Raw genomic sequence first — 22,685 nt, 5'->3', positions numbered from 1 at the left:
GCTGTATCCCTCTTATACACGCCCTAGGCTCAGTAGTAAATACCGTATACTTTTGTATCTAATAAAATGGTACTATACCTTTAAAATACCGAATTTGGCGCGTTTAAAAACATAGGGCATTTATGCCATTACCTGCCCAATGCGGTTTATATAGAAATGTTTGAGGATATTTAACCAATGAAATTTCTCACTAAAGTCATCACTCTAAGCAGCCTTGCAACTTCCATCATGCTTGTAGCTAATCCTGCTCAAGCGGTGATTATTACTTATACCGATCAAGCAAGTTTTCTTAATGCCATCTACCCTGATTACTATTTAGAGACTTTTGAATCCGTGCCACTCGACACTGCCACTTTAAGCCCCATTAATTTTAGTAATGGAACTTATTCTTATAGTGCTTCAGCAGCGAACGATTTTTTCCCTGCTGGTAGTGGCAGCGATCACTGGTTATCGACCGATGAGTCTACAGATCCTATAATTTTTTCCAATTTTAGTCCTACGATTACGGCAATCGGCGGTTTCTTTTTTGGAAGTGAGATTGACGGCGCTCTAATTCCGGGTATTATAACTGCTTCAGTAAATGAAGGAAGTTCATCTCAATCTATTACAACTAATAGTACCACTAACTTTTTTGGCTTTATTTCTGATGATGGGACTCCTTTAACAAGTTTAGTTGCTTCCACAACAGAAATAAACACCGACGAGTTTGTTTGGCCTACTGTTAATAATTTAATTGTCGGTCAAGCTAGTCAAGCTAGCCAGCCTGTTCCTGAACCTGCGAACATTTTTGGACTCTCAATCGGTATTGGATTTGGATTTATCTTAAAACGTCGATTTACTAAGTCTAATAAGATAATCGGTTAATAGGGTAAATTTAGGGGGATTTCCTTCAAGCTGTAGAAGTGTCAAAATGTGAAGTGTCATGTTTATTCTCAAACTCACTTATGAAAGCAATTTGGAACGGCGCTGTTTTAGCCGAAAGCAACGATACCGTAGTCGTAGAAGGAAATCATTACTTCCCTGCTGACACCGTTAACAGACAATATTTAAGAGAAAGTGACACCCACACCACTTGTTTTTGGAAAGGTGTCGCTAGTTACTACAGTGTTGAAGTTGATGGACAAGTTAACAAAGATGCTGCTTGGTACTATCCCAGCACCAAGGAAAAAGCCAAGAATATTGAAGGTTATATTGGCTTTTGGAAAGGTGTCAAAGTTGAGTCTTAATTTGTTTTAAAAATGATTGTGTAGAGATGTTGCATACAACTTCTCTACCCATTAATTATCTCCAAAAAAGATTGTAGAGACGTTCCATGTAACGTCTCTACAAGGGTTCTGGATGAGGCATATTTAATTTTTACCAGATGTCTATTCCATCAATAACCGCCATATTTATCAACTATTCTCTAGCAATCACAATATCGTTAGATTTAATCACCGCATAAGCTTCTGTTCCCTCAGTCAGTTCTAACTCCTCAGCTGAGACTCTGGTAATCATCGAGGTTAACTCAACTCTGTGAACAATTTCTAGGGTAATCTCCGTATTCACGGCTCCTGTTGTCACTCGTTTGACGATTCCCTTCAGCACATTCCGGGAGCTAACTTTTAAAGGTTTCTTTTCACTACTAGTTTTGCTTTGAGGAATTTCCGCCGCTGACTCCGGTTCGGTTGGTAATGCTATTGGTGGTGACGAGTATTGATTAAGACCACGCACCAGTTCCCGCAAAATCTCAGTTTTGGTGCGATGTGACTGCTGGCAGAACTCTTCCAGAATCTTTCGCTCCTCTTCTGATGTTTGAAATGTGACCCATCCTTGTTCTTTTCGTGGCATAATGTTACCAATTTAATTGGTACATACTTGGTAATCTTGATACAATCCTACCAAGCGTGCATCTTCTAAAGCAGAATTTCATCTAAGCAGAGTTTTTTTATGAAAAGCAGACAAATTTTAGTCTTTTTGGGTATAGTAGTTGCTAACTTGCTTCTAGCGATTGGCTTGCCGTTGGTTACACCTTCTCCTGTATTAGCACAGTCTAATGCCAACATCCTCGTGTCCGCCGCTGCTAGTTTGAAAGAGGCGCTGAGTGAAATTAAGCCTCTCTACCAACAAAGTAAACCGAATGTCAACATTACTTATAATTTTGGCGCTTCTGGTGCTTTGCAGCAACAAATTGAGCAAGGTGCGCCGGCTGATGTTTTTATCTCTGCGGCTAAAAAGCAAGTTGATGCTTTGGAACAAAAAGGACTGTTGGTTGCGGGTACTCGTACCAATCTGGCAAATAACCGTTTGGTGTTGATTGTGCCGAAGAATGTTGTTGGCGTCTCTAGCTTCTACAATTTGACGGATGCGAAAATCAAAAAAATCGCTATTGGTGAACCTAGAAGTGTTCCCGCGGGGCAATATGGTGAGCAGGTTTTAAAGAAGTTGGGTATTTTTAATAAAGTCAAGTCTAAATTGGTTTTAGCTAATAATGTGCGTCAGGTTCTGGCGGTGGTAGAAAGTGGTAATGCTGATGCGGGTTTAGTTTACGCCACCGACGCCAAAATTTCTGACAAGGTAAAAGTTGTAGTTGCGGCTGATGATAAATATCACTCGCCAATTGTCTATCCGGTAGCTGTGATTAAACGTAGTAAAAATGTGGCGGCGGCTAAAGAGTTTGTCCAGTTTTTATCCGGTAGTCAAGCTAAGGCTGTATTGAAAAAATCTGGTTTTATTGTAGCTAAATAGTGTAGAGACCTCACCCTGGTTTTGCTATGCAAAACCTGTCCCTCTCCTTCGTAAGGAGAGGGATTTGAGGCAGGACAAGGTGAGGTTTTGAGCGCTGTAGATGCCGCAATTTCGCAATTAGTTAAATAATCATAATTTGAACAATGCCACTTGATTTATCTCCTTTGTGGATATCGCTGAAAACTGCTTCATTGGCGACATTTATCACTTTTTTTCTGGGGATTGCTGCTGCCTATTGGATGTTGGGATATGGTGGTAAAGGGAAATCGCTGATTGAGGGAATATTTGTCGCGCCGCTGATTTTACCGCCGACGGTTGTGGGTTTTTTATTGCTGCTGCTGTTTGGTAAAAATGGCCCGGTCGGTAAGCTAATGGAGCGTTTTGATTTTTCGATTGTTTTTACTTTGTATGGCGCGGTGATTGCTGCTACAGTTGTGGCTTTTCCTTTGATGTACAAGACGGCTTTGGGAGCTTTTGAACAAATTGATGGGAATTTTCTGCGGGTAGCTAGAACCCTTGGGGCTTCTGAATCAACTATTTTTTGGCAGATTAGTTTACCTTTAGCATTCCCCGGAATTGTGGCGGGAACTACTCTGGCTTTTGCCCGTGCGTTGGGTGAATTTGGCGCTACTTTGATGTTAGCTGGCAATATTCCCGGACAAACTCAAACTATCCCGATGGCGATTTACTTTGCGGTGGAAGCGGGGGAGATGAATGAAGCTTGGTTTTGGGCGATCGCAATTATGACGATTTCCCTATCTGGAATTATAGCTGTAAATTTTTGGCAAGAACTCCGCCGGCAAGGGGGAAAAGGGCGAGAAAGTGGACGGGGTGGTTCGTCTGCAACTTTCCCCCGTCAGCCTTTACCCCTGAACAATGCTGGCTTGATTGTCGAGATTAACAAAAAACTTCCTGGCTTTGAATTGCAAGTATCCTTTAACAGCGATGAGCAACCTTTGGGATTGTTGGGGGGTTCTGGGGCTGGTAAAAGTATGATTTTGCGCTGTATTGCGGGGATTGAAACTCCCACATCTGGGCGAATTGTGTTGAATGGGCGAGTATTGTTTGATGCAGATAAGAAGATTAATTTACCGTCACGCGATCGCCAAATTGGCTTTTTATTGCAGAATTACGCCCTTTTCCCTCACATGACTGTAGCCCAAAACATCGCCTTTGGTTTACCCAAGGGTTTATCTGCTGGTAGTAGGCGATTACAGGTAGAGGAGCAACTTTTCACTGTACAATTGCCAGAATTAGGCGATCGCTATCCGCACCAACTCTCAGGGGGACAACAGCAACGGGTAGCACTGGCTAGGGCTTTAGCTAGTCAACCGCAAGCACTCCTGTTAGATGAGCCATTTTCCGCACTCGATACCCACTTGCGAAGCCAACTAGAACAGCAAATGATGGCAACCCTAACAACTTATCAAGGTGCAACCCTCTTTGTCACCCATAACCTAGAAGAAGCTTATCGACTTTGCCCAAATCTGTTGGTGTTAGATCAGGGAAAAGCCGTTCATTATGGCTCGAAACAAGAAATTTTCCAGCATCCTGCCACCTATAGCGTAGCTCAATTAACAGGCTGTAAGAACTTCTCCCAAGCTATAGCTAAATCATCTGATGAAGTAGAAGCAATCGACTGGGGTTGCACTTTGCAAGTTACAGAACCAATCCCCGAATCTTTATCTTATCTAGGAATTCGCGCCCATCAAATCAGCTTCACAAATGACACAAATCGGGAAAATACCTTTAACTGCTGGCTAGCATCCACCATCGAAACGCCCCACCGAATGACGCTGTTTCTCAAATTGCATTCTCCGCCTACAAATAACCAAGATTACCACCTTCAAGCCGAGGTGTTTAAGGAAAAATGGGCAACCCTCAAAGACCAGCCTTTCCCCTGGTATCTGCGTTTAGATTCTCTACGGTTGATATTGATGGAAGATTAGATTTTTTATAACAGTCGATTTTAGGAAAAAGTTACCACAGATGAACACAAGACATCTGGTGGGAAAGAATGTAGAGACGTTGCATGCAACGTCTCCACAGTGTGCTTGTTGTATCCAAGCAAGAACCAAGTTGTACAATTAAAGAAAACACATCAAAGCGTGCAGTTTTGTGAACTTTTTTATCGGTTGTGCAGTTTGGGCATATAAAGGTTGGGTGGGCGAAATTTATCCCCAAGGCACTCGCACCACAGACTTTCTGCGTGTCTACAGTCGTCGGTTCACCACAGTTGAGGGCAATACCACTTTCTACGCCGTCCCTAATCAAGAAACTGTCAGCCGTTGGGCAAGCGTTACACCCCCAGGCTTTGAATTTTGCTTGAAATTGCCGCGAGATATTACCCATCAAGGCTTACTGCAACCATACATCCCTGATGCTTTAAAATTTCTGGAGGGAATGCGCCCTTTAGGTAAGCATCTTGGGCCGATGTTTGCCCAATTACCACCAAGCTACCCACCAACTTTGCTTGATGATTTAACCGCCTTTTTGTCAGCTTGGCCGCGCACAGATGCACCCCTAGCCCTAGAAGTTCGCCATCGCGACTGGTTCAGAGAACCTCATGCGAGTAATTTGACCGCACTTTTAGAAAAATTAGGCGTGGGCAGGGTGTTGTTAGACTCGCGTCCTGTCTATACTGGAGACGATGACCCCCAATTAGAATCAGAACGGCGTAAACCCAAAGTTCCTGTGCAGTTCAGTGTAACAGCACCTTTCACCCTGATTCGGTTTATCTCTCATCCCAATTTGTCAGTCAATCAGCCGTTTATGGAAGAGTGGGTAACGCAGATACAGCAATGGTTGCAGACGGGTGTGCGAATTTATTTCTTTGTTCATTGTCCAACAGAAGAGCGATCGCCTAGCACAGCCCTTTACTTCCAACAGCTATTAGAACAAAGTGGCGCAGCAATTCCACCTCTACCAAGTCATAACCCCGACCATCCCCCCACTCAACTCAATTTATTTGAAAATTGCTGATATTTCCTGCTGACTTATCTCAAAAAAAGCGATAATAGTTATTGCCATACTTTTCTAAAAAACTTAGTACTTTGTTAAGACAGTTTTAAGGGTTTGTAGTAACCACTAAAGTGCTTAGAAAAATCAGGACTAAAGTCCTTACTACGAACTTGCTTACCATCCATTTAAACAGGAGGTTGATATGAGTCGTCTTCTTTATGAAAACTCAGTCTCATATAAAGGATATCTCATCATTCCCTTTGTTTTTGGCACAGCAGATAATCACGAAATTTATTCGTATAAATTATTGGCAGAAATTGGACATAAAAGCCAATTCCACAAAGCAGACAATCCAGCTAAAGTTTATGGCAGTAGCATCAATAATATAGTTGATATTGCCAAAGAACATATTGAGCAACATTCAGATTTTGTCTCTCAAGGAGATAGCTTTAAATCTCGCTATGTTTACCGCCATAATTTGATTATTGTCTTCCAAGAAGGGGGTAAATATTTTTATGACCACTATCCACCAGAATTGCTAAATAATATTGCAGCGCCCAAATTATTCACATCAGAATATGAATGTCTAAACTGGATTCAGCAAGGACTTCTTGGGCGACACATCAAGCAAAAAGCCAAATAAAGCAATGTCACCCCACCCCCTCCAGGAAACAGCGGGGAGGGGAGACAAAACCTCAAAGAGTCTTAACAGACATCCCTCTCCTTCACAAGGAGAGGGACAGGTTATGCGTAGCAGAACCAGGGTGAGGTTCTTTGCCTACGGCATTTTTGCTGATTACGGCAACCAAAAGTCCGGTAAGATGGATTTGACCAAGTGTCTGGCTGTTTCGTTGAGCGATCGCGCCGCTTGAATATGCACTTCGTCCTCCTCAACTGCTAAAATCTCAGCAGGCGAACCCTTTCCTAAATAAGAAATCACCGAATTTGCCGCCTCCAAACCAGTCACATAAGCCTTTTCTTGCGACCAAGAACCGTGACGGCTAACAATCCAGTCACCACTCATAAACACATTCTCAAAACTCGTCTTTGCAGGCAACATATAACGATAACTACCCGGTGCAAAATGAGTTACCGCATTTGGTAAGCGAATCACACTACTATCTATCACCTTAGCTTCTCGAAACCCTGGTACACAAGTTGCCAAATAACCCTGAACTATCCCCACAATTTCCTCATCACTCAAACCGAGAAACTGATTTGCATGATAGAAATCAGCTTCAATCACCGTTCCCAGTTCATTTTGATATTCATCATGTAAAGCATTCAAATCAAAAAACGTCCAGCCTGTAGTTTCATCAAACCCAAAGCAAGCATTAGAAGGACGAGGAATATCGATTTTGCGGTCAAACCACAGCCGAGTTGCTAAAACATCAATAGCCCCTAAATTGCTCAAATTGCGGAATTCTTCACAGCTTTGTAGACTAGGGCTAGTTGAAACAATTTTTTTCATCCCCGTAACGCTAACTGCAAAAATCACAGCATCAGCATCAAATACTTCATCACCGCAAACAACACCTGTAGCCCGTTGTTGACTATCAACAATTACATCCGTAACTCGGCGCTTGGGTAAAACTTTCGCACCAGCTTCTTCTAAACGTTTTACCCAAGGACGAAATATTTTTTCCCCCACAGTTCCCCGACACCAAACCACATCAAAATCCGGTTGATGAGCAAGAATAAAAAAGTAAAGCATCCCTAAAGTAGCAGCAGCAGAACATTGTTCACCAGGGGCAAATAAACCCACCAATAGCATAGGTTCAAAAGCTTCTTTATAAAGCCGTGCCGAAACACCAAAATCTTTAAACAATTCACGGGCGGTTACAAAATCATAACGTCGCCAAGCCTCATCAGAATTGTCAAAATCAACCACAGCATAAAGCAAAGGTAAAGCGCTGAGACGGTCAACTAATGGCAACCGCTGAAACTGAGTATAAAGAAAAGTTCCCAGCGGCGTAGGAAGTCGCGGTAAATCTTGAAAAATTGGTGATTCAACTTCCAAACCTGCTGGCGAATATTGTGCCGAACGAGTCCAAGTAGTAAAGGGATTAATTCCTAACTCATTAATAAGAGCAAATATATTTCTGTAGGGATACCAGAAGCCATGAATACCCGCTTCTACAGACTTCCCAGCCGCAGTTTGCCACCCCGCCACCAATCCACCAGGATAAGGGCCTGCTTCTAAAAGTGTCACATCATAACCTTGTTTCGCCAAATGGTAGGTAGCCCCTAAACCAGCCCAACCGGCACCCACAACTATCACCCGTTTTTGTTGTGAACCTTCTGTCATCCCAGCCTCTCATTATTGCAGTTTCTTAACCAATGTATCTGAAACAGTCCCCCACCCCCCCATTCGTGAGAAGTTAAGATAATTGCACTAACGTCTGCGAGGGTGCGGCAAAAGGGGATAAATCCAGATTGAAGACTGGCTTTCGCAGCGCTTTAACTACTCCTAAATCTTGATTTTCTTTGGCACGGCATAAAATAACCAAGTAGCCCATACTTAATCGTTTAATCGTGTATAAAGCTTCTTCAATTCTCCATCTTCGGCGATATAAATCGGCCACGACCTATGGTAATAATATTTGTGAATCGAGGATATAAGTCCTATATTTAACCAGTCAAACACTTTGAAGATAATAATAATTAAAGCTCAGGGGAGAAGGCGAGCATTCCTCGTCTCCTCCCCTTATTCCCCATACACGATTATCATTTTTATGGAGAAATTTTTGAGTATTTTAATTGATTGACAAAAAGCGCTTTATCTTAACCCTAGTTTCTTCGTCACGACTTCTGATAGTCAAAATAAAACCATTTATTATCTTCGACCTCAACAAACTCATGATTAACCTTGCCTATCTTTATTCCTTTGTTTAGTTGATCCTCCAGTAGGTCAATCCCTTGATCACCCTTTTTTGTTGGCGACAGCAAAATATCAAGCTTTTTCACTGTCTCTAAATCCTTAAAGAATTCGTCGAGATCAACATATAGTGGACATAAACCCCTAGTTGATTCAAAGAAATAGCGATTTTTCTTATGATCTATAACAGTACGCCACAGTGTAGAAGAAAGGAATGGGTTATTATTTATTCCCTGAATATTTAAAGGCGTTGACAGATTACGAATCAACGAAAAAGCTCTAGCGACACCTTCGTTTTGTGACCACTTATCAACCCATATACTATAAGATTCGGGGTTACCAAGAACTCTGTTAGTCTCATCAATGAATGGTCTTTGATTTTGGTAATTGTTATCGATTTTGTCCATTCTATTGCTGTAGAACGAGGCGCGGAGAAATCGAATATTAGCTCCATTCATTGGCGGAGTCAGCTCAAAACCTGAATTAGACATGAGCTTATCCCAGCTAAAGGATTTATTTTTACCTGCCCAATCAAACTCTCCATCCTCATTTTGAAATCTCTTTAAAAGTTCTAATTGCTCTTCATACAGCGAGTTAGTCATGACAGAGACCGTGTCTTTGCCTTTATCTTTTTTGTCCTGTTGAAAGTGGTACACTACTAATTTAGATTTCTTGGTTTGCTCGTCGGTCACGTATTGTAAGACTGCCGAATTTCCTTGAGAATCTGAAATAGACAAATGTAAAACTATGTTTTTAGTACTTACTTTGAATTTACTGTTTTCTCTGTCTAATGTTGCTAAGGCTATGTCAGAAGTCACAATAAAAAATGGCTCCTCCTTTAACCCATCTACAGCTTCTTGGACGTTTGCATAGTTGTCCAGTACATACTGTGCCAAACCACTAATCGGTAAACGCGGCTTATTGGACTGTTCATCATGCGTGTAGTCAGCTTGTGCTAGAAAAAGCAGATTGGCAACTAAGCCCTCCTCGTTGATGCCATCAGTCGTAGACTTTCCATAATTACATACAACGAGGCTCTTATACTTAGATTCCCATGTTAACGGGTAACCCTCATCACTTTCACCAACACCTGTCCGATAGCTATTTCTAGGTGATGCCCATAAACTTATGGACATATTTGGATCAGCCCAGTCCATGCTACGCATGGTAAAAATTGATTTTGTTTCCTCGTTAGCAACATATATTGCACGGGTACAACCAAGTAATACTACTGGTATTAATCCAAGGTGCAAATCATTCATCGAGTTGCTCAGTGCTTGATGAATATTAAAGCCTTCTTGTGTGAAATCGCAGGCTACTAGTGCGGCAATTCCAACCAATAGAAACGGTATAGCCAATGAAAAACTTCTGATGTAACGTTTCATACATTTGTCACTGTAAATTTATTTACTTGTAATTGTGCTTGGTTTTTTAAATTCAAAGTTGAGTTAAATTCAGGACTTCGTAAATTATCAAATCATAGTAAATTCAGTTAATTTCAGGTATTGGCGTTTTGGTAGCAATCAACATAGCGAATGAAATATAAATGTATCTAAACGTATTACAAAGATCATATCCTTAATTTATCGTTGCTCTTTTAGATGTGCAACACGCCTATAGGAAAACTTGTAACACTTTCGCCAACAGCATCAGCAATCGCGCAGAAACTTACGCTAAGGCTGAAAGCCTTACTGGAAATGAGTTTCAGTCCACAATGCTTACAAAGAAGTATCAGAACGCAAAAGACGCATTCCCAAATTCTTCAAGGACTCAGGTAAATTAAAGTGGTAGCGCCCTAGCATATTGATATGGTCGTGTGCCAAAGGAGATAAGTGAGCCATATCTTGTATCGAGAGAGACTTGTGTGTACACCGTAGTCTGGCAAAGAGCGGATTAGGGGCAGTTATTAGACGGTCTTGATATCAGCAGTCAGCTATGTATACTTGTTAAAAGCGCTTGCTGTTAATGCTGAGTTGAGAGTATAACAGAAGACAGACTTAATTTATCGTCAGGAATAATTTTATGAGTGCAGCCGCCAATGCTCAATATAGTTTGAATAATTTTGAATTGAGAGATGGTATTTATTTTCCCAGCGATTATGCACAGTTAAATGAAACTAAGCACAAGCAAACATGGGACAGAATTGGTAAAACCTACTATGGTTCCCAAAAAATTGAGAAAGTTACGGAAGCATCGCCCATCAAACAAGATTACACTCTGTTAGGTGGCAGACCTGGCGGCACTTGGGATAAGTTTCCTCAAAATAAATCTGTTGATTCTATTTTAGAGCTTGGTTGTGGTTATGGTCGCGCTCCTTTGCATCTCTCTATAGATAAAAATCTCCGTTGTCAGAAATATTATGGAATTGATATTTCTGAACCTTTGTTGCGGCGGTTAGTCAAGGTTAAGCAAGAATATAATTTTTTCCCTGATGCGGAATTTAACTTAATTTGCAATTCTGCGGAAATTTTGCCTTTAGCAGATAATTCTATAGATTTGGTCATTTCTAACTGCGTTTTTATGCATATTCCAGATGCCCAGTTAAGAAACCTGATGGCAGAAATAGCTCGCGTTCTCAAACCCGGTGGAATTTTCGTTTTCAATCATTCTTTTCATAACAAAGATTGTCCTTCGCACCTTGTCCATAATTTTATCAGAAATATCAACGTATTTAGCAAAAACCCTGTTTATCTCAAGCAATATTCAGCGGCTGAAATTGACGAAATGTTAGCGACTGCGGGAATGAAGGCGAAGTGTCCACAATACACTGTGGAACCAACGAAAGAATATGCAATTTTTCCGGAAATAATCAAAGCGATTCCGGTGCCGTTTGCTAAATCAATTAATAGAAGTTTGAAGCCATCATCAGATGCTGAAAGAGCCAAGTTGGCTTATGGTTTTAGCGCCTACAGCACTCATTTGGAATAATTCAGTTTGTAGTAAGCACTTCAGTGCTTTCCGGTGCAGTTAAAGGTAAAAGCGCTGAAGCGCTTACTACGAACAAGGTAGAATAGATACCAGTAAAGTCCCCATTTTAACTAAATTATAATATGGAACCTGTTTCACTGACAGCATCTGCGATAGCGAAGCGCTGCTGCGAAGCGCAGATCGCCACTTTGGTCATTACCAAAGCCATTGAAAAAACTGGGGAAATCTTGGGGGAAAAGACTTTAGAGGCTGGTGGTAAGTTATTTTCTCTGTTGAAGCGCAAGCAACCAGAGACAGCGAAAGCCATAGAACAGGCACAAACCCAACCTCTAGATTACGGCCAAGCCGTGCTGATTGGGCAACAAGTTGAGGAAGCAGCGAAAAAAGACCCAGAAATTGCTCAAGCGGTGGAAACTGTAGCCACTGAAGCACAACCGCAATTAACTAAAACGATTATTGAAAATTGGCAAGGGATAAATATTAAAGGTGGAAATAATACTATTTCTGGTAATACTCTTAACTTCTGACTACAGACGCCTGAACGGGAACAGGTAAAGTCAAATTCCCACACTGGAATACCGCAAAACCTGCGCCGCAGTGGTGTAATTAAATTTGTCGGACGTGATGAAGCACTCGCAAACCTACACCAGCAGTTACAGCAGACAGAACGAGTAGCGATAACTGCTGTCGCTGGGATGAGTGGTGTAGGTAAAACAGAATTAGCGCTGCAATATGCGTTGCATCATTGGGAGCAAAGTACATATCCTGGCGGTGTTTGCTGGTTGCGGGTGCGGAATGAAGATGTGGGAATTCAGATTTTGCAGTTTGCGAGACAAGAGTTAGGTTTACAGTTACCAGAAGATTTAGATTTACCAGCTAAGATTAATTACTGCTGGCGACAATGGCCAGAGGGTGAAGTGCTGGTGGTGCTGGATGATGTTTCAACATATCAGCAAGTCGAAGCATATTTACCGCCAAGTTTGCCAAAGTTTAAGTTTAAAGTTCTCATCACCACTAGGGTTAAGTGGTTAGGCGAATCTTTTCAGCAGTTATCTTTAAAAGTTTTGGATGAAACACCAGCTTTAGATTTGCTGGTTTCTTATCTTGGGGATGAACGAATCAAGAGAGAAATAGAAGAAGCGAAACAACTTTGTGCAGACTTAGGATTTTTGCCTTTGGGTTTAGAGTTGGTGGGACGATATTTAAAACGCAAAAATAACTTGTCTCTGGCCCAAATGCGGGAAAGGTTAGGTTTAAAACATCGTTCACTCACAGAAACATCCCCAGAGATGACAGCAAAGCGGGGTGTACAAGCAGCATTTGAGTTGAGTTGGCAAGAATTAGACAAGCAAGCGCAACAATTAGCTTGTCTGCTGAGTGTTTTTGCTTTAGCGCCTATCCCTTGGAATTTGGTAGAACAGTGTCTAGCTGATGTAGAAGCAGAAGATTTAGAAGATTTGCGAGATGATTTTTTAGTGAATTTGAGTTTGCTGGAGGATATTGGTGGAGAAAGTTATCAACTACATCAACTAATTCGAGAATTTATGCGCGGTAAACGAGAAGAATTAACTGATGCTGATGAACTAAAGCGCGATTTTTGTCGAGTTGTGGTAGCAGTAGCGCAGGAAATTCCTCAAACACCCACTCAAGAACAAATCGCCTCATTCACCCTTGATATTCCTCACCTTGGTGAAGCTGCAACCGTTCAACAAAATTCGTTAAGTGATGAAGATTTAATCTGGCCTTTTGTTGGCTTAGGTAGATTATATGAAGGACAAGGAGCATATCAGCAAGCCTTACCTTGGCGTGAACAATGTTTATCAATTGCTAGAAAACGCTTGGGAGAATCACACCCCTCTGTCGCATCTAGCCTGAATAATTTAGCTGGACTCTACAAATCTCAAGGAAGGTACAGTGAAGCTGAACCTTTGTACATCCAAGCTTTAGAATTGAGTAAACGGCTGCTAGGAGAATCACACCCCGATATCGCAACTAGCCTAAATAATCTGGCTGGACTCTACTATTCTCAAGGAAAATACAGCGAAGCCGAAGTTTTGTATATCCAAACTTTGGAATTGAGTAAACGCCTGCTGGGAGAATCTCACCCCGATGTCGCATCTAGCCTAAATAATTTGGCTGCACTCTACACTTCTCAAGGAAAGTACAGTGAAGCCAAACCTTTGTACATCCAAGCTTTAGAATTAAGAAAACGGCTGCTGGGAGAATCACACCCCGACGTCGCAACTAGCCTAAATAATCTGGCTGGACTTTACGAATTCCAAGGAAAGTACAGTGAAGCTGAATTTTTGTACATTCAAGCTTTAGAATTGAGAAAACGCTTGCTGGGAGAATCACACCCCGATGTTGCATCTAGCCTGAATAATATGGCTGCACTCTACACTTCTCAAGGAAAATACAGCGAAGCCGAAGTTTTGTATATCCAAGCTTTAGAATTGAGTAAACGCCTGCTGGGAGAATCACACCCCAATGTCGCAGCTAGCCTGAATAATCTGGCATTACTCTACTATTTTCAAGGAAAGTATAGTGAAGCCGAACCTTTGTATATCCAAGCTTTGAAATTGAGTAAACGCTTGCTGGGAGAATCACACCCCGATGTTGCAACTAGCTTGAATAATCTGGCTTTTCTCTATAATTCTCAAGGAAAATACAGTGACGCCGAACCTTTGTTTATCCAAGCCTTAGAATTGAGAAAATCCCTGCTGGGAGAATCACACCCCAATATCGCAGCTAGTCTGAATAATCTGGCTAGACTCTACTATTCTCAAGGAAGGTACAGCGAAGCCGAACCTTTGTACATCCAAGCTTTGAAATTGATTAAACGCCTGCTGGTAGAAGCACACCCCGATGTTGCAACTAGCCTGAATAATTTGGCATTACTCTACAATTCTCAAGGAAGGTACAGCGAAGCCGAACCTTTGTACATCCAAGCTTTGGAATTGAAAAAACGACTGCTGGGAGAATCACACCCCTCAGTCGCAACTAGCCTAAATAATTTGGCTGGACTCTACTATTTTCAAGGAAAGTACAGTGAAGCCAAACTTTTGTACATCCAAGCTTTAGAGATTGCTGAACTACGGCTAGGGATAAATCATCCTAATACTATTACCTTCCGTAAAAGCCTGCAATATTTGCGCGATACTCATCAGCCTGATGGCAATCTTTAGATAAATAAATCATAGCAAAGTAGAGTGTGTTGTCGCGTAGTGTAACGCATCGCTATCTTAAGCTTATCGAACACCCAACAAAAGTAACGCATCGCTATCTTAAGCTTATCGAACACCCAACAAAAGCAACGCATCGCTATCTTAAGCTTATCGAACACCCAACAAAAGCAACGCATCGCTATCTTAAGCTTATCGAACGCCCAACAAAAGCAACGCATCGTTATTTTAAGCTTATCTAACACTTAACAAAAGTAACGCATCGCTATCTTAAGCTTATCGAACACCCAACAAAAGAGCCAGGGCGAATAGAATTCGCGGCTACACAAACGAAGTCCACCTCCGTGGACTAAGGAAAATTAAGTATTTGAAACCCAGGTGGGTTTTGCCTGTGTAGACGCGGTTTCTAACCGCCTTAAACATCTTTTTCTTCCTTTGTACCTTTGCGCCTTTGCGCGAGACAAAATTATTTTATTCACCCCCTAGACTGGAGGTAGAACCCCCCGGAGGCATTCCCAGCGGTCGGCTGGGAACGAGGTATTATAAACTGGAAAGCTGATGTTCCACACGGCTTAGGCGTTCAGAATAACTCTTCATCACCTTCAGCGCAAAAGTGGGTGTTTCCTGAACAGCAAAGAGAAACGCAGATTCATCAATATAAGCCAGCTTGCAGTCAGTCTTAGCAATAGCGGTATAAGTTCTATTTTTTACCCCCACCAGTACCCCCGCACCAAAAACTTCGCTGGCTGCAATTGTCTCCACAACTTGGTTATTGACAACTACCTCAACCTCTCCTTCCAAAATTCCGTACATCAAATCACCAGGTTGTCCTTCTTCAAAGATAATGTCACCTGCCGAAAAGGCTTTAGGTCCTGGTTGTTTTTGAAAGATACTCAGCGTTACTACAGGACTTAACATAAGATTAGCCCCAAAATTCCTTATTTGTAGACGAATTATTCCGATAGGCAATAAAAATGCCGATAGAAGTATACTACTTTCGCGGTGGGTGCAAGTTTAAGAATAGGGTTTTCAATTTTACGTATAAATACTAAAAGAAGATTTCCCCGCCTGTGGTGACAACCTTTTAAGGGGGTATCAAGAGAGTTAGAGGATGGTTGAAAAGTCATTAAGTTCACGGAAAGACCTCACCCTGGTTTTGCTGTGCAAAACCTGTCCCTCTCCTTGTGAAGGAGAGGGATGTCCGTTAGGACAGGGTGAGGTTTCCCCCTTTTTTAAGGGGGGTTGGGGGGATTTTTTTCGGTTGTTTAAAAAACGAGCGCGGAGGGATTCGAACCCCCGATCCACAGGACCGGAACCTGTTGCTCTATCCACTGAGCCACGCGCCCATGCACTTTTCTATTATAGCATAGTTTTTGGGATTAGAGAAAATCAGCAGGATTAACAGGTGTACCATTGCGACGCACTTCAAAATGCAGGTGGGGGCCTGTGGAAAAACCTGTGGAACCGACAGCAGCGATCGCTTGTCCCCGTTGTACAGATTGTCCTTCAGAAACGTACAACTCGCTGCTGTGTGCATAAAGTGTCGTCATGCCTCTGCCGTGATTGATAATTACAGCCCTGCCATAACCACCATACCAGCCGGCAAAAATCACTGTTCCTGAATCTGCTGCCCGAATTGTACTACCATAACCAGCAGCAAAATCCAACCCTGAATGAAAGCGACGATAACCGAGAATGGGATGAACCCGCCAACCAAAGGAACTGCTAGTGGATGCGTCGCTGGGATATGCAAACGCCCCAGTTCCGCGAATTATCACGCTTTTGCTGCCGGTTTTGGCTTGCGCTTCTGCTTCTTCTCTAGCTTTGGCTTCGGCTACCTTTTGTTGAATCACAACTTCCAGACTTTGGGAATCTTTATCTAGTTGGTTTTGCGCTGCTGTCAACGCGAGGCGATCGCTATTTAGGCGTTGAATCAATTCGGCTTGTAACTCTCCCTGAGTTTGATAATCGGCTTTTTGCACCAATAATTGCTGCCTAATCAAGGCAATTTCGTTTTTTTGCCCTTCCACATCAGTTTTCTGCTGAGTTAACAAGTTTGCTTGTTCAGTCAGTTTCACCAAAATCTTTTGATCTGCCTGATAAACCAACTTCAACTGATGACGACGGCTGATAAAATCACTGATATCTTGGCTTTGCAGCAAAACAGCCCATCCTTGAGAAGCTGGCGATCGCTGAATAAAGCGCAAACGTGCCACCGTTGCTATTTGCCGTTCTTGATATAAACTTTCCGCCGTCACTAAATCAGCTTCTAACTGCTGGAGGCGTGCATTAGCTAGGCGTAAGCGTAACTCGCTGTCTTGAATCTGGCTATTAGTCGTTTGCAGATTTTGCTGGATACCTGTGAAGTTCTTTTGCGCTTCTTGTTGCAGATTAGTTAAGCGATCGCGTTCCTTAACTACATTCTGCCGCTGCTGCTTAATTTGTTGCTGCTGTTGTCGCAGATTATCAACTGAAGCTGGAGCAGCATATACTGGCGATATTGTCAAGTTCAAGCACAGAATGCAGCACAATGCCAGATGCAACCAGTAAAAAATTCTCTTTTTTCCTAAAAATGGCGCTCTCATGCTGAGAGATTGACTAAAGCGATGGTCAAAAACACCATAAGGATTATTCCCAAAATCCGATTCACCCACTCAAACACACAAAATATCAAAGAAAGCCTGCCAAGTTGTAACACAAACAGTCCTGCTATGTCAGCACTGAGCAGATATATGAGACTTCTGGTGGAAAAGAATGTAGAGACGTTGCATGCAAAGTCTCTACAGGGGTTCTATGTCTTATATTCATCACGTGTAAATCTCGTGGTGCATCTGTGGTTCGATTTCCATAAAATTGACTTTTGCAAGAGGTAAATCAGCGGATGAATACACGTATTGGCATTCTGGTAATTTCGGTGATTACACCAGGTTTAATCGTGCTGGCTATATCGCTTTACTACTTTGGCACAGATTACAAAGCACTGATAAAAGCTGAAAGTTATGTAAAAGAGTTAGCAGAGGCAACAAATACCAATGAGAGAAAGTTAGAGTTTGCCTATCATCGCGCTTTAGCCCATCGGATCAATGTATTTGCCGATGGCACTTGGGGATTGCTGGGGGGTGCGATCGCGGCGTTGGGCATACATGGAATAGTCACGATCAAGGAGAAGGACATTTAGAGAAAATTCGTAAATCCTTCTCCTCATCCAGCTAAACGGCTAAATTGGCTGTTTTCCAACTTGCCAAATCAGCCAAAGAGCGATCGCGATATTTTCCGTATTTTTCGGGTTTACTTTTGGTTCTCACACCCAAATCTGGCACAATCCCAAAATTAGGCGGCATTGGTTGGAAATGCTTAGGCGAAGCTGAACTGATGAACTCAAACAGCGCCCCCATCATTGTTGTCGGTGGCAGACTCAATGGTTCTTTGCCCAAAGCTAGCCGTGCAGCATTAATTCCCGCCAAGCAGCCACCCGCAGCCGCTGCGGTGTAGCCTTCAGTGCCAATCAACTGCCCAGCAGCTAACAAAGTCGGACGCTGCTTAAATTGCAGAGTTGTAGACATCAGCTGCGGTGCATTCAGAAAAGTATTGCGGTGCATCACACCTAACCGCACAAATTCGGCATTTTCCAAACCGGGAATTAACTGAAATATGCGTTTTTGCTCACCCCAACGCAGATTAGTTTGAAATCCTACCATATTCCAAAGTTGACCGGCTTTGTCTTCTTGGCGCAGCTGAATCACAGCATAAGGACGCTCTCCCGTGCGGCTGTCAGACAATCCTACTGGCTTCAAGGGGCCATAACGCATGGTATCTTCTCCCCGATGCGCCAGTTCTTCTATGGGCAGACAGGCTTCAAAAAATTTCGCCGTTTCCCGTTCAAAACCCTTAAGTTCAATTTGTTCAGCTTTGCAGAGTTCTTCCCGAAAGTGCAGATATTGCTCTTTATTCATCGGGCAATTGAGATAAGCCGCTTCGCCTTTATCATAGCGAGAAGCCATGAAAGCAATATCCTGATTGATCGATTCACCGACAATAATCGGGCTAGCAGCATCAAAAAAGCTGAGATATTCCATCCCGGTGAAGCGGCGTAAATCTTCTGCTAAGTCGGGACTGGTTAAAGGGCCACTTGCCAAAACCACAATTCCTTCGGGAACAGTCGGTACTTCTCCCCGGCGAAATTCAACTAGAGGATGGCTGGAAAGTGTTTCTGTCAAATCTTGGCCAAATTGTCCTCTATCCACCGCTAACGCCCCACCAGCGGGGACTGCGTGTTCATCAGCTTTGGCAATGACGATGGAATTAAGCTGGCGTAGTTCTTCATGTAATAATCCTGCCGCGCGATCGCTTGCCATTGCCCCAAAAGAATTACTACAGACTAATTCTGCCAAATGTTCTGTATGGTGAGCGGGGCTAAAACGTTTAGGGCGCATTTCATGGAGAATTACCGGCACTCCAGCTTGGGCTATTTGCCACGCTGCTTCTGTCCCAGCTAATCCACCTCCAATCACTTGTATCGGTTGTTGTTCCATATTTCAATACTTAGTCTCACCGAATTTTACTTTGCTGGGACTGCTTACCACCAATGATAGATGAAATTTTTCTCCGTGGTATGGAAAATACTACACTTATGTAAAAGCTGATTACTGAGCTACAATTTTTTTACCTTTCTTAAATTATCAGGTAACTCTATTCAATCGAGGGCAGACCAACAGCAGCTTATATCCTAATGTAGAAAAATTGGTTGGCGATCGCCTCAAGGGTGACTTCACCGCTTTAAAAAACAGAATATCCCAGTGGTTTATCACAAGATAAGGAAAAGGCTATCCTGCAAATGTGGCAGCCATTGGCTGGTTCGGACGGACAAAGTTGAAATTTCTCATCAAGCAACAATTTCCATGACTGAGTTTGAACGTTATCTATTTGACTTACAAGGCTTCTTGATAATTGAAAATGCACTCAACATTGACCAAATTGCAGCCCTTCAGGCAATACTAGATCAGCAGATTGTCCGCAAAAATGACTCAGAAGCATCATTTTTGCGTTTCGATAGTCTGCTGCCTTGGGGCAAGCCTTTCCGAGAGTTAATAGATCAACCCCGCATCACTCCCTATTTATCAGAATTGCTGGGAGAGCAATTTCGCCTAGATCATGACTATGTTCACATCATCCGTCAAGGTATTGGCCCCATTGGCTGCCATCTGCATGGAGGTGGAACTCCCTATGATCCTTGCCAGTATTACCTGTTCAAAAATGGCAGAATCTATAATGGCTTAACTGCCGTTGCTTACGAGCTAAATGATGTGCATCCGGGAGAAGGGGGATTTGGCTGCGTTCCTGGTAGCCACAAGAGTAATCTGCCTTTCCCAAAAGAATGGTTTGACCTCCAGTCTCCTAGTGCTTGTGTACAGGCGGTAACTGTCAAGGCAGGAAGTGCCATTATATTTACTGAAGCTTTAACTCACGGTACTCTTCCCTGGCGAGGTGAAAATGAGCGCCGGACACTGTTTTATAAATATTCCCCTCAGCCATCTGCTTGGGCAAGGTATTACTATAATTCTGACGATTACCCCGATTTGACTGCATCTCAACGGCAAATTCTCCAGAAGCCTGGAGTTTATCCATGAACTACTTTTTTGGGCGGGGCTATTTCGTTCTAGACATAACCCACCCTGAACTGATAGCGAAGCGTGGCGTTAGCCATAAGACATCTCCAAACATTAAATATGCGTCATCCAGAACCCTCGTAGAGACGTTACATGGAACGTCTCTACATTCTTTGTCGGAGATATCTATAGTTTTGGGCTAATAACTAAAGTCCGTTAAAACGCACTGTAAACTTTCCTTCAATCGTCTTTAGACGACTTTTACTATTAGACTCAGAATTGATTCTGAGGCGGTTGTTGAGAAGGAAATAGCCCTACTATTTTGGGCGTTGCTGAAATCAAGGATGAATAAAGGATATTTGCGAAATTAAAACCCCTTTTGTAGAGGCAATTCATCAATTGTCTCTACAGCAATGATCCTCACAATCAGCAACGCCCTATTTTGCAGTTTTTCCCCGACTAAACTCACGTCTACGCAACTTCACCAAAACTCTTACTCGCCGCTTGAATTGTGCAAAATCTTCATCGCTCAATTTAGTTTTCTGCCATACTGGACGCTGCATCAAGCGCTGAGACCATTTATTTATCTCAGGGTAATCATCAAGAGTAAAACCCAAATTAGGTAAAGAAAGCACAGCATTGCCAGCAACAATATCTGCTAGGGTTAACTGTTCGCTACCAAAGTAAGGTGAGTTACCCAATAACTCTGTAAAAAATTTCAGTACTGTATCGATATGCTGCTTTGCTTTGGCAAATTGTGGCGAGTTTTCACTTTCACAAATTAGAGAAATTACTTGAGGAAATAATTCATTAGCTGTGAGCATTTGCACCATTTTAACTGTTGCTAATGCCTGAGGTTCTTGAGGTAACAATGCAGGTTTCGGGTGCTTGGCTTCTAAATAGTCTAGAATTGCCAAACATTCTACCAAACGAAAACCATTATCGATGACAACCGGAATATGGTGAAACGGATTAATTGCTAAAAAGTCTGGTTTTAATTGGTCTCCATCCAAGTTCATTAAAATTGGTTCAAAGGGAATCTCTTTTTCAAGTAAGGTTATCCATACACGGCGAGCATTGGGCGAAATGGGATTGTAGTAGAATTTCAGCATGGGTAATTCTTTGTAAAGTTAATTGAACGGAAATAAAATGCTAGTGAACTACTCAATTTTTCTAAATAACTTGCTGAGACTCAGCATATTTATTCTGCATTTTCATTGGAATAGGAACAGGGCGACCGTTTTCTAAACTGACAAATGCACCTTTTTGAATAGCTATCGCTGCCAATTTGTTGTTAGATAAAATTTCGGCTTGCACAGTCCACTTTAGTTGCCCTAATTTACTTAGCCATAAACGCCCAATTACTTTGTCGTTCAGCTTAATTGGTTGTTTATATTCAATTTGAGTACCTGCCAAAATCGGTGCATATCCCTGCTCTAGTTGTTGCCCAAGTTGCCAGTGTTCATCTAAAAACTTTAGGCGTAAATCCTCTAGCCATCTGATATAAACAATGTTGCTGACAATCCCCACAAAATCAATATCGTATGTCCTGACAGGTATGACTAATTCTATTTCTAATGGTCTGTGTAAGTTGTTAGTTACTAACATGATTGCTCCTGTGCAGGCAAAATATAAGACCGTTCGGTCTGTTAATTGGTAAAAAATTAAGCTGATTCAAACTTGGGAAGGTATACAGATAAAATCACGAACTGCTTTTATTGCTTATTTGATAATTAGCAGACATATAAAACCTGAAACTAAAGGTGAGTTTTTATATACTCATTTAGGTGATTAACTGCTCTTTCCATGTGAATTGTATCTCCATATAACTTGCTCATCATCATCGCTCCTTCTAGGGTGGCAATCATGATAGTTGCAACTTGATCAGCATCGACATCAGGGCGAATTTCACCTTGATCAATTCCTTTGTTAATAATTAAACAAATTAGATGCCGCCAAGAGTTCATCGCTTGTTGAGCAAGTTCTCGCAGTGCAGGATGAGTATCATCACTTTCAACAGCAGTATTTAACAGTGGACACCCTCCTTTAATCGGTGGATTATCTACAAAGCTACGAAATACATCAATGATTCCTAAAAGGCGTTCAACTGCATGGCGTTTGCTTCGCAATACTGCTCTAGTATGCTGACTGACACTGGCAACTGCAAACTCAAAAGCCTGTAGTGCTAACTCATCTTTGTTTTTGAAGTGATTGTAAATTCCTCCTTTCTGTAATCCAGTTACACGCATAATGTCAGAAATTGACGCTCCTGCATATCCCTGTTGGTTAAACAGTTCAGCCGCTTGTTGAAGAATTCTAGTTTTTGTTTCGTCACCTTTAGACATTGAAGTGTTACCGACCGATTGGTCTGATTGAGATTAGCATGATCAATAATTTACAGTC

21 protein-coding genes, 1 tRNA gene and 1 pseudogene are annotated in these 22,685 nt (G+C 42.1%); 12 read left to right on the top strand and 11 right to left on the bottom strand.

What is annotated here, in order from left to right; translation table 11 throughout:
- Positions 1–177 precede the first annotated feature (177 nt).
- Positions 178–864 (top strand): PEP-CTERM sorting domain-containing protein, encoded by a 687-nt coding sequence (locus CYLST_RS22605; RefSeq protein ID WP_015210063.1) that lies wholly within the window; start codon positions 178–180, stop codon positions 862–864.
- An 80-nt stretch (positions 865–944) separates the two neighbouring features.
- Positions 945–1,226, top strand: coding sequence for a DUF427 domain-containing protein (locus CYLST_RS22600; RefSeq protein ID WP_015210062.1), 282 nt, complete (start codon positions 945–947; stop codon positions 1,224–1,226).
- Positions 1,227–1,398: 172 nt separating this feature from the next.
- Here the strand turns inward: CYLST_RS22600 and CYLST_RS22595 are convergent, their stop codons facing one another.
- Positions 1,399–1,830 (bottom strand): TOBE domain-containing protein, encoded by a 432-nt coding sequence (locus tag CYLST_RS22595; RefSeq protein ID WP_015210061.1) that lies wholly within the window; start codon positions 1,828–1,830, stop codon positions 1,399–1,401.
- 99 nt (positions 1,831–1,929) lie between these two features.
- On the opposite strand from CYLST_RS22595, the gene modA reads away from it, so the two are divergent.
- From modA to CYLST_RS22575, 4 genes are all read left to right on the top strand, one after another.
- On the top strand, positions 1,930–2,727 hold the full coding sequence (gene modA, locus CYLST_RS22590; RefSeq protein WP_015210060.1) for a molybdate ABC transporter substrate-binding protein: 798 nt from the start codon (positions 1,930–1,932) through the stop codon (positions 2,725–2,727).
- Between the two features lie 143 nt (positions 2,728–2,870).
- Complete coding sequence (gene modB, locus CYLST_RS22585) at positions 2,871–4,676, top strand: molybdate ABC transporter permease subunit (protein ID WP_015210059.1); 1,806 nt, start codon at positions 2,871–2,873, stop codon at positions 4,674–4,676.
- Between the two features lie 169 nt (positions 4,677–4,845).
- The gene (locus CYLST_RS22580) at positions 4,846–5,709 is read left to right on the top strand and encodes a DUF72 domain-containing protein (protein ID WP_015210058.1); all 864 of its coding nucleotides are present in this window, start codon (positions 4,846–4,848) and stop codon (positions 5,707–5,709) included.
- 181 nt (positions 5,710–5,890) lie between these two features.
- Positions 5,891–6,331 (top strand): hypothetical protein, encoded by a 441-nt coding sequence (locus CYLST_RS22575; RefSeq protein ID WP_015210057.1) that lies wholly within the window; start codon positions 5,891–5,893, stop codon positions 6,329–6,331.
- A gap of 153 nt (positions 6,332–6,484) precedes the next feature.
- Here CYLST_RS22575 and CYLST_RS22570 read toward each other — a convergent pair whose 3' ends face one another.
- The 3 genes and pseudogenes from CYLST_RS22570 to CYLST_RS22565 all read right to left on the bottom strand — a co-directional run bounded on the left by CYLST_RS22570 (position 6,485) and on the right by CYLST_RS22565 (position 9,951).
- Positions 6,485–7,996 (bottom strand): hydroxysqualene dehydroxylase, encoded by a 1,512-nt coding sequence (locus CYLST_RS22570; protein ID WP_015210056.1) that lies wholly within the window; start codon positions 7,994–7,996, stop codon positions 6,485–6,487.
- A gap of 183 nt (positions 7,997–8,179) precedes the next feature.
- Positions 8,180–8,318 (bottom strand): annotated as a pseudogene (locus CYLST_RS34795) (IS4 family transposase); the annotation flags it as partial.
- A 172-nt stretch (positions 8,319–8,490) separates the two neighbouring features.
- A complete protein-coding gene (locus CYLST_RS22565; RefSeq protein WP_015210054.1) occupies positions 8,491–9,951 on the bottom strand; it encodes a linear amide C-N hydrolase in 1,461 nt (486 codons plus the stop codon).
- 637 nt (positions 9,952–10,588) lie between these two features.
- Between CYLST_RS22565 and CYLST_RS22560 the strand changes: the two genes are divergently transcribed.
- The 4 genes from CYLST_RS22560 (at position 10,589) to CYLST_RS34790 (ending at position 14,918) form a co-directional block, all read left to right on the top strand.
- Positions 10,589–11,494, top strand: a complete 906-nt coding sequence (locus CYLST_RS22560; RefSeq protein ID WP_015210053.1) for a class I SAM-dependent methyltransferase — start codon at positions 10,589–10,591, stop codon at positions 11,492–11,494.
- Between the two features lie 122 nt (positions 11,495–11,616).
- Positions 11,617–12,021, top strand: coding sequence for a hypothetical protein (locus CYLST_RS22555; RefSeq protein ID WP_015210052.1), 405 nt, complete (start codon positions 11,617–11,619; stop codon positions 12,019–12,021).
- A gap of 78 nt (positions 12,022–12,099) precedes the next feature.
- Positions 12,100–14,679, top strand: a complete 2,580-nt coding sequence (locus CYLST_RS22550) for a tetratricopeptide repeat protein (RefSeq protein WP_085960673.1) — start codon at positions 12,100–12,102, stop codon at positions 14,677–14,679.
- A gap of 26 nt (positions 14,680–14,705) precedes the next feature.
- Entirely contained in the window at positions 14,706–14,918 is a 213-nt protein-coding gene (locus CYLST_RS34790; protein ID WP_157162629.1) for a hypothetical protein, read from the top strand.
- A 298-nt stretch (positions 14,919–15,216) separates the two neighbouring features.
- On the opposite strand, the gene CYLST_RS22545 is transcribed toward CYLST_RS34790, so the two are convergent.
- From CYLST_RS22545 to CYLST_RS22535, 3 genes are all read right to left on the bottom strand, one after another.
- Positions 15,217–15,594 carry a Crp/Fnr family transcriptional regulator gene (locus CYLST_RS22545; RefSeq protein WP_015210050.1) on the bottom strand — a complete coding sequence of 126 codons (378 nt, stop codon included), beginning with the start codon at positions 15,592–15,594 and terminating at the stop codon, positions 15,217–15,219.
- A gap of 355 nt (positions 15,595–15,949) precedes the next feature.
- Positions 15,950–16,022 (bottom strand) — tRNA-Arg (locus tag CYLST_RS22540).
- A 33-nt stretch (positions 16,023–16,055) separates the two neighbouring features.
- On the bottom strand, positions 16,056–17,261 hold the full coding sequence (locus tag CYLST_RS22535) for a murein hydrolase activator EnvC family protein (protein ID WP_041233837.1): 1,206 nt from the start codon (positions 17,259–17,261) through the stop codon (positions 16,056–16,058).
- A 296-nt stretch (positions 17,262–17,557) separates the two neighbouring features.
- On the opposite strand from CYLST_RS22535, the gene CYLST_RS22530 reads away from it, so the two are divergent.
- The gene (locus CYLST_RS22530; RefSeq protein WP_015210048.1) at positions 17,558–17,854 is read left to right on the top strand and encodes a hypothetical protein; all 297 of its coding nucleotides are present in this window, start codon (positions 17,558–17,560) and stop codon (positions 17,852–17,854) included.
- 31 nt (positions 17,855–17,885) lie between these two features.
- Here CYLST_RS22530 and trmFO read toward each other — a convergent pair whose 3' ends face one another.
- Positions 17,886–19,208 (bottom strand): FADH(2)-oxidizing methylenetetrahydrofolate--tRNA-(uracil(54)-C(5))-methyltransferase TrmFO, encoded by a 1,323-nt coding sequence (trmFO, locus tag CYLST_RS22525; protein WP_015210047.1) that lies wholly within the window; start codon positions 19,206–19,208, stop codon positions 17,886–17,888.
- 366 nt (positions 19,209–19,574) lie between these two features.
- On the opposite strand from trmFO, the gene CYLST_RS22520 reads away from it, so the two are divergent.
- Positions 19,575–20,303: a phytanoyl-CoA dioxygenase family protein gene (locus CYLST_RS22520; RefSeq protein ID WP_015210046.1), complete on the top strand. Its 729-nt coding sequence runs from the start codon at positions 19,575–19,577 to the stop codon at positions 20,301–20,303.
- Positions 20,304–20,719: 416 nt separating this feature from the next.
- Here CYLST_RS22520 and CYLST_RS22515 read toward each other — a convergent pair whose 3' ends face one another.
- From CYLST_RS22515 to CYLST_RS22505, 3 genes are all read right to left on the bottom strand, one after another.
- Positions 20,720–21,394: a glutathione S-transferase family protein gene (locus tag CYLST_RS22515; protein WP_015210044.1), complete on the bottom strand. Its 675-nt coding sequence runs from the start codon at positions 21,392–21,394 to the stop codon at positions 20,720–20,722.
- Positions 21,395–21,455: 61 nt separating this feature from the next.
- Positions 21,456–21,890 (bottom strand): acyl-CoA thioesterase, encoded by a 435-nt coding sequence (locus tag CYLST_RS22510; protein ID WP_015210043.1) that lies wholly within the window; start codon positions 21,888–21,890, stop codon positions 21,456–21,458.
- 149 nt (positions 21,891–22,039) lie between these two features.
- Positions 22,040–22,627: a TetR/AcrR family transcriptional regulator gene (locus CYLST_RS22505; protein WP_015210042.1), complete on the bottom strand. Its 588-nt coding sequence runs from the start codon at positions 22,625–22,627 to the stop codon at positions 22,040–22,042.
- Positions 22,628–22,685: the final 58 nt, after the last annotated feature.

It is taken from the genome of Cylindrospermum stagnale PCC 7417, assembly GCF_000317535.1.
Lineage (GTDB): Bacteria > Cyanobacteriota > Cyanobacteriia > Cyanobacteriales > Nostocaceae > Cylindrospermum > Cylindrospermum stagnale.
The sequence above is the reverse complement of the archived record's forward strand: the minus strand, read 5'-3'. Positions and strand labels throughout refer to the sequence as shown.

Coding starts and splice junctions, on each gene's coding strand:
- CYLST_RS22605 (WP_015210063.1), top strand. CDS start 178: ATGAAATTTCTCACTAAAGTCATCACTCTAAGCAGCCTTGCAACTTCC.
- CYLST_RS22600 (WP_015210062.1), top strand. CDS start 945: ATGAAAGCAATTTGGAACGGCGCTGTTTTAGCCGAAAGCAACGATACC.
- CYLST_RS22595 (WP_015210061.1), bottom strand. CDS start 1,830: ATGCCACGAAAAGAACAAGGATGGGTCACATTTCAAACATCAGAAGAG.
- modA (WP_015210060.1), top strand. CDS start 1,930: ATGAAAAGCAGACAAATTTTAGTCTTTTTGGGTATAGTAGTTGCTAAC.
- modB (WP_015210059.1), top strand. CDS start 2,871: ATGCCACTTGATTTATCTCCTTTGTGGATATCGCTGAAAACTGCTTCA.
- CYLST_RS22575 (WP_015210057.1), top strand. CDS start 5,891: ATGAGTCGTCTTCTTTATGAAAACTCAGTCTCATATAAAGGATATCTC.
- CYLST_RS22570 (WP_015210056.1), bottom strand. CDS start 7,996: ATGACAGAAGGTTCACAACAAAAACGGGTGATAGTTGTGGGTGCCGGT.
- CYLST_RS22565 (WP_015210054.1), bottom strand. CDS start 9,951: ATGAAACGTTACATCAGAAGTTTTTCATTGGCTATACCGTTTCTATTG.
- CYLST_RS22560 (WP_015210053.1), top strand. CDS start 10,589: ATGAGTGCAGCCGCCAATGCTCAATATAGTTTGAATAATTTTGAATTG.
- CYLST_RS22555 (WP_015210052.1), top strand. CDS start 11,617: ATGGAACCTGTTTCACTGACAGCATCTGCGATAGCGAAGCGCTGCTGC.
- CYLST_RS22545 (WP_015210050.1), bottom strand. CDS start 15,594: ATGTTAAGTCCTGTAGTAACGCTGAGTATCTTTCAAAAACAACCAGGA.
- CYLST_RS22535 (WP_041233837.1), bottom strand. CDS start 17,261: ATGAGAGCGCCATTTTTAGGAAAAAAGAGAATTTTTTACTGGTTGCAT.
- CYLST_RS22530 (WP_015210048.1), top strand. CDS start 17,558: ATGAATACACGTATTGGCATTCTGGTAATTTCGGTGATTACACCAGGT.
- trmFO (WP_015210047.1), bottom strand. CDS start 19,208: ATGGAACAACAACCGATACAAGTGATTGGAGGTGGATTAGCTGGGACA.
- CYLST_RS22520 (WP_015210046.1), top strand. CDS start 19,575: ATGACTGAGTTTGAACGTTATCTATTTGACTTACAAGGCTTCTTGATA.
- CYLST_RS22515 (WP_015210044.1), bottom strand. CDS start 21,394: ATGCTGAAATTCTACTACAATCCCATTTCGCCCAATGCTCGCCGTGTA.
- CYLST_RS22510 (WP_015210043.1), bottom strand. CDS start 21,890: ATGTTAGTAACTAACAACTTACACAGACCATTAGAAATAGAATTAGTC.
- CYLST_RS22505 (WP_015210042.1), bottom strand. CDS start 22,627: ATGTCTAAAGGTGACGAAACAAAAACTAGAATTCTTCAACAAGCGGCT.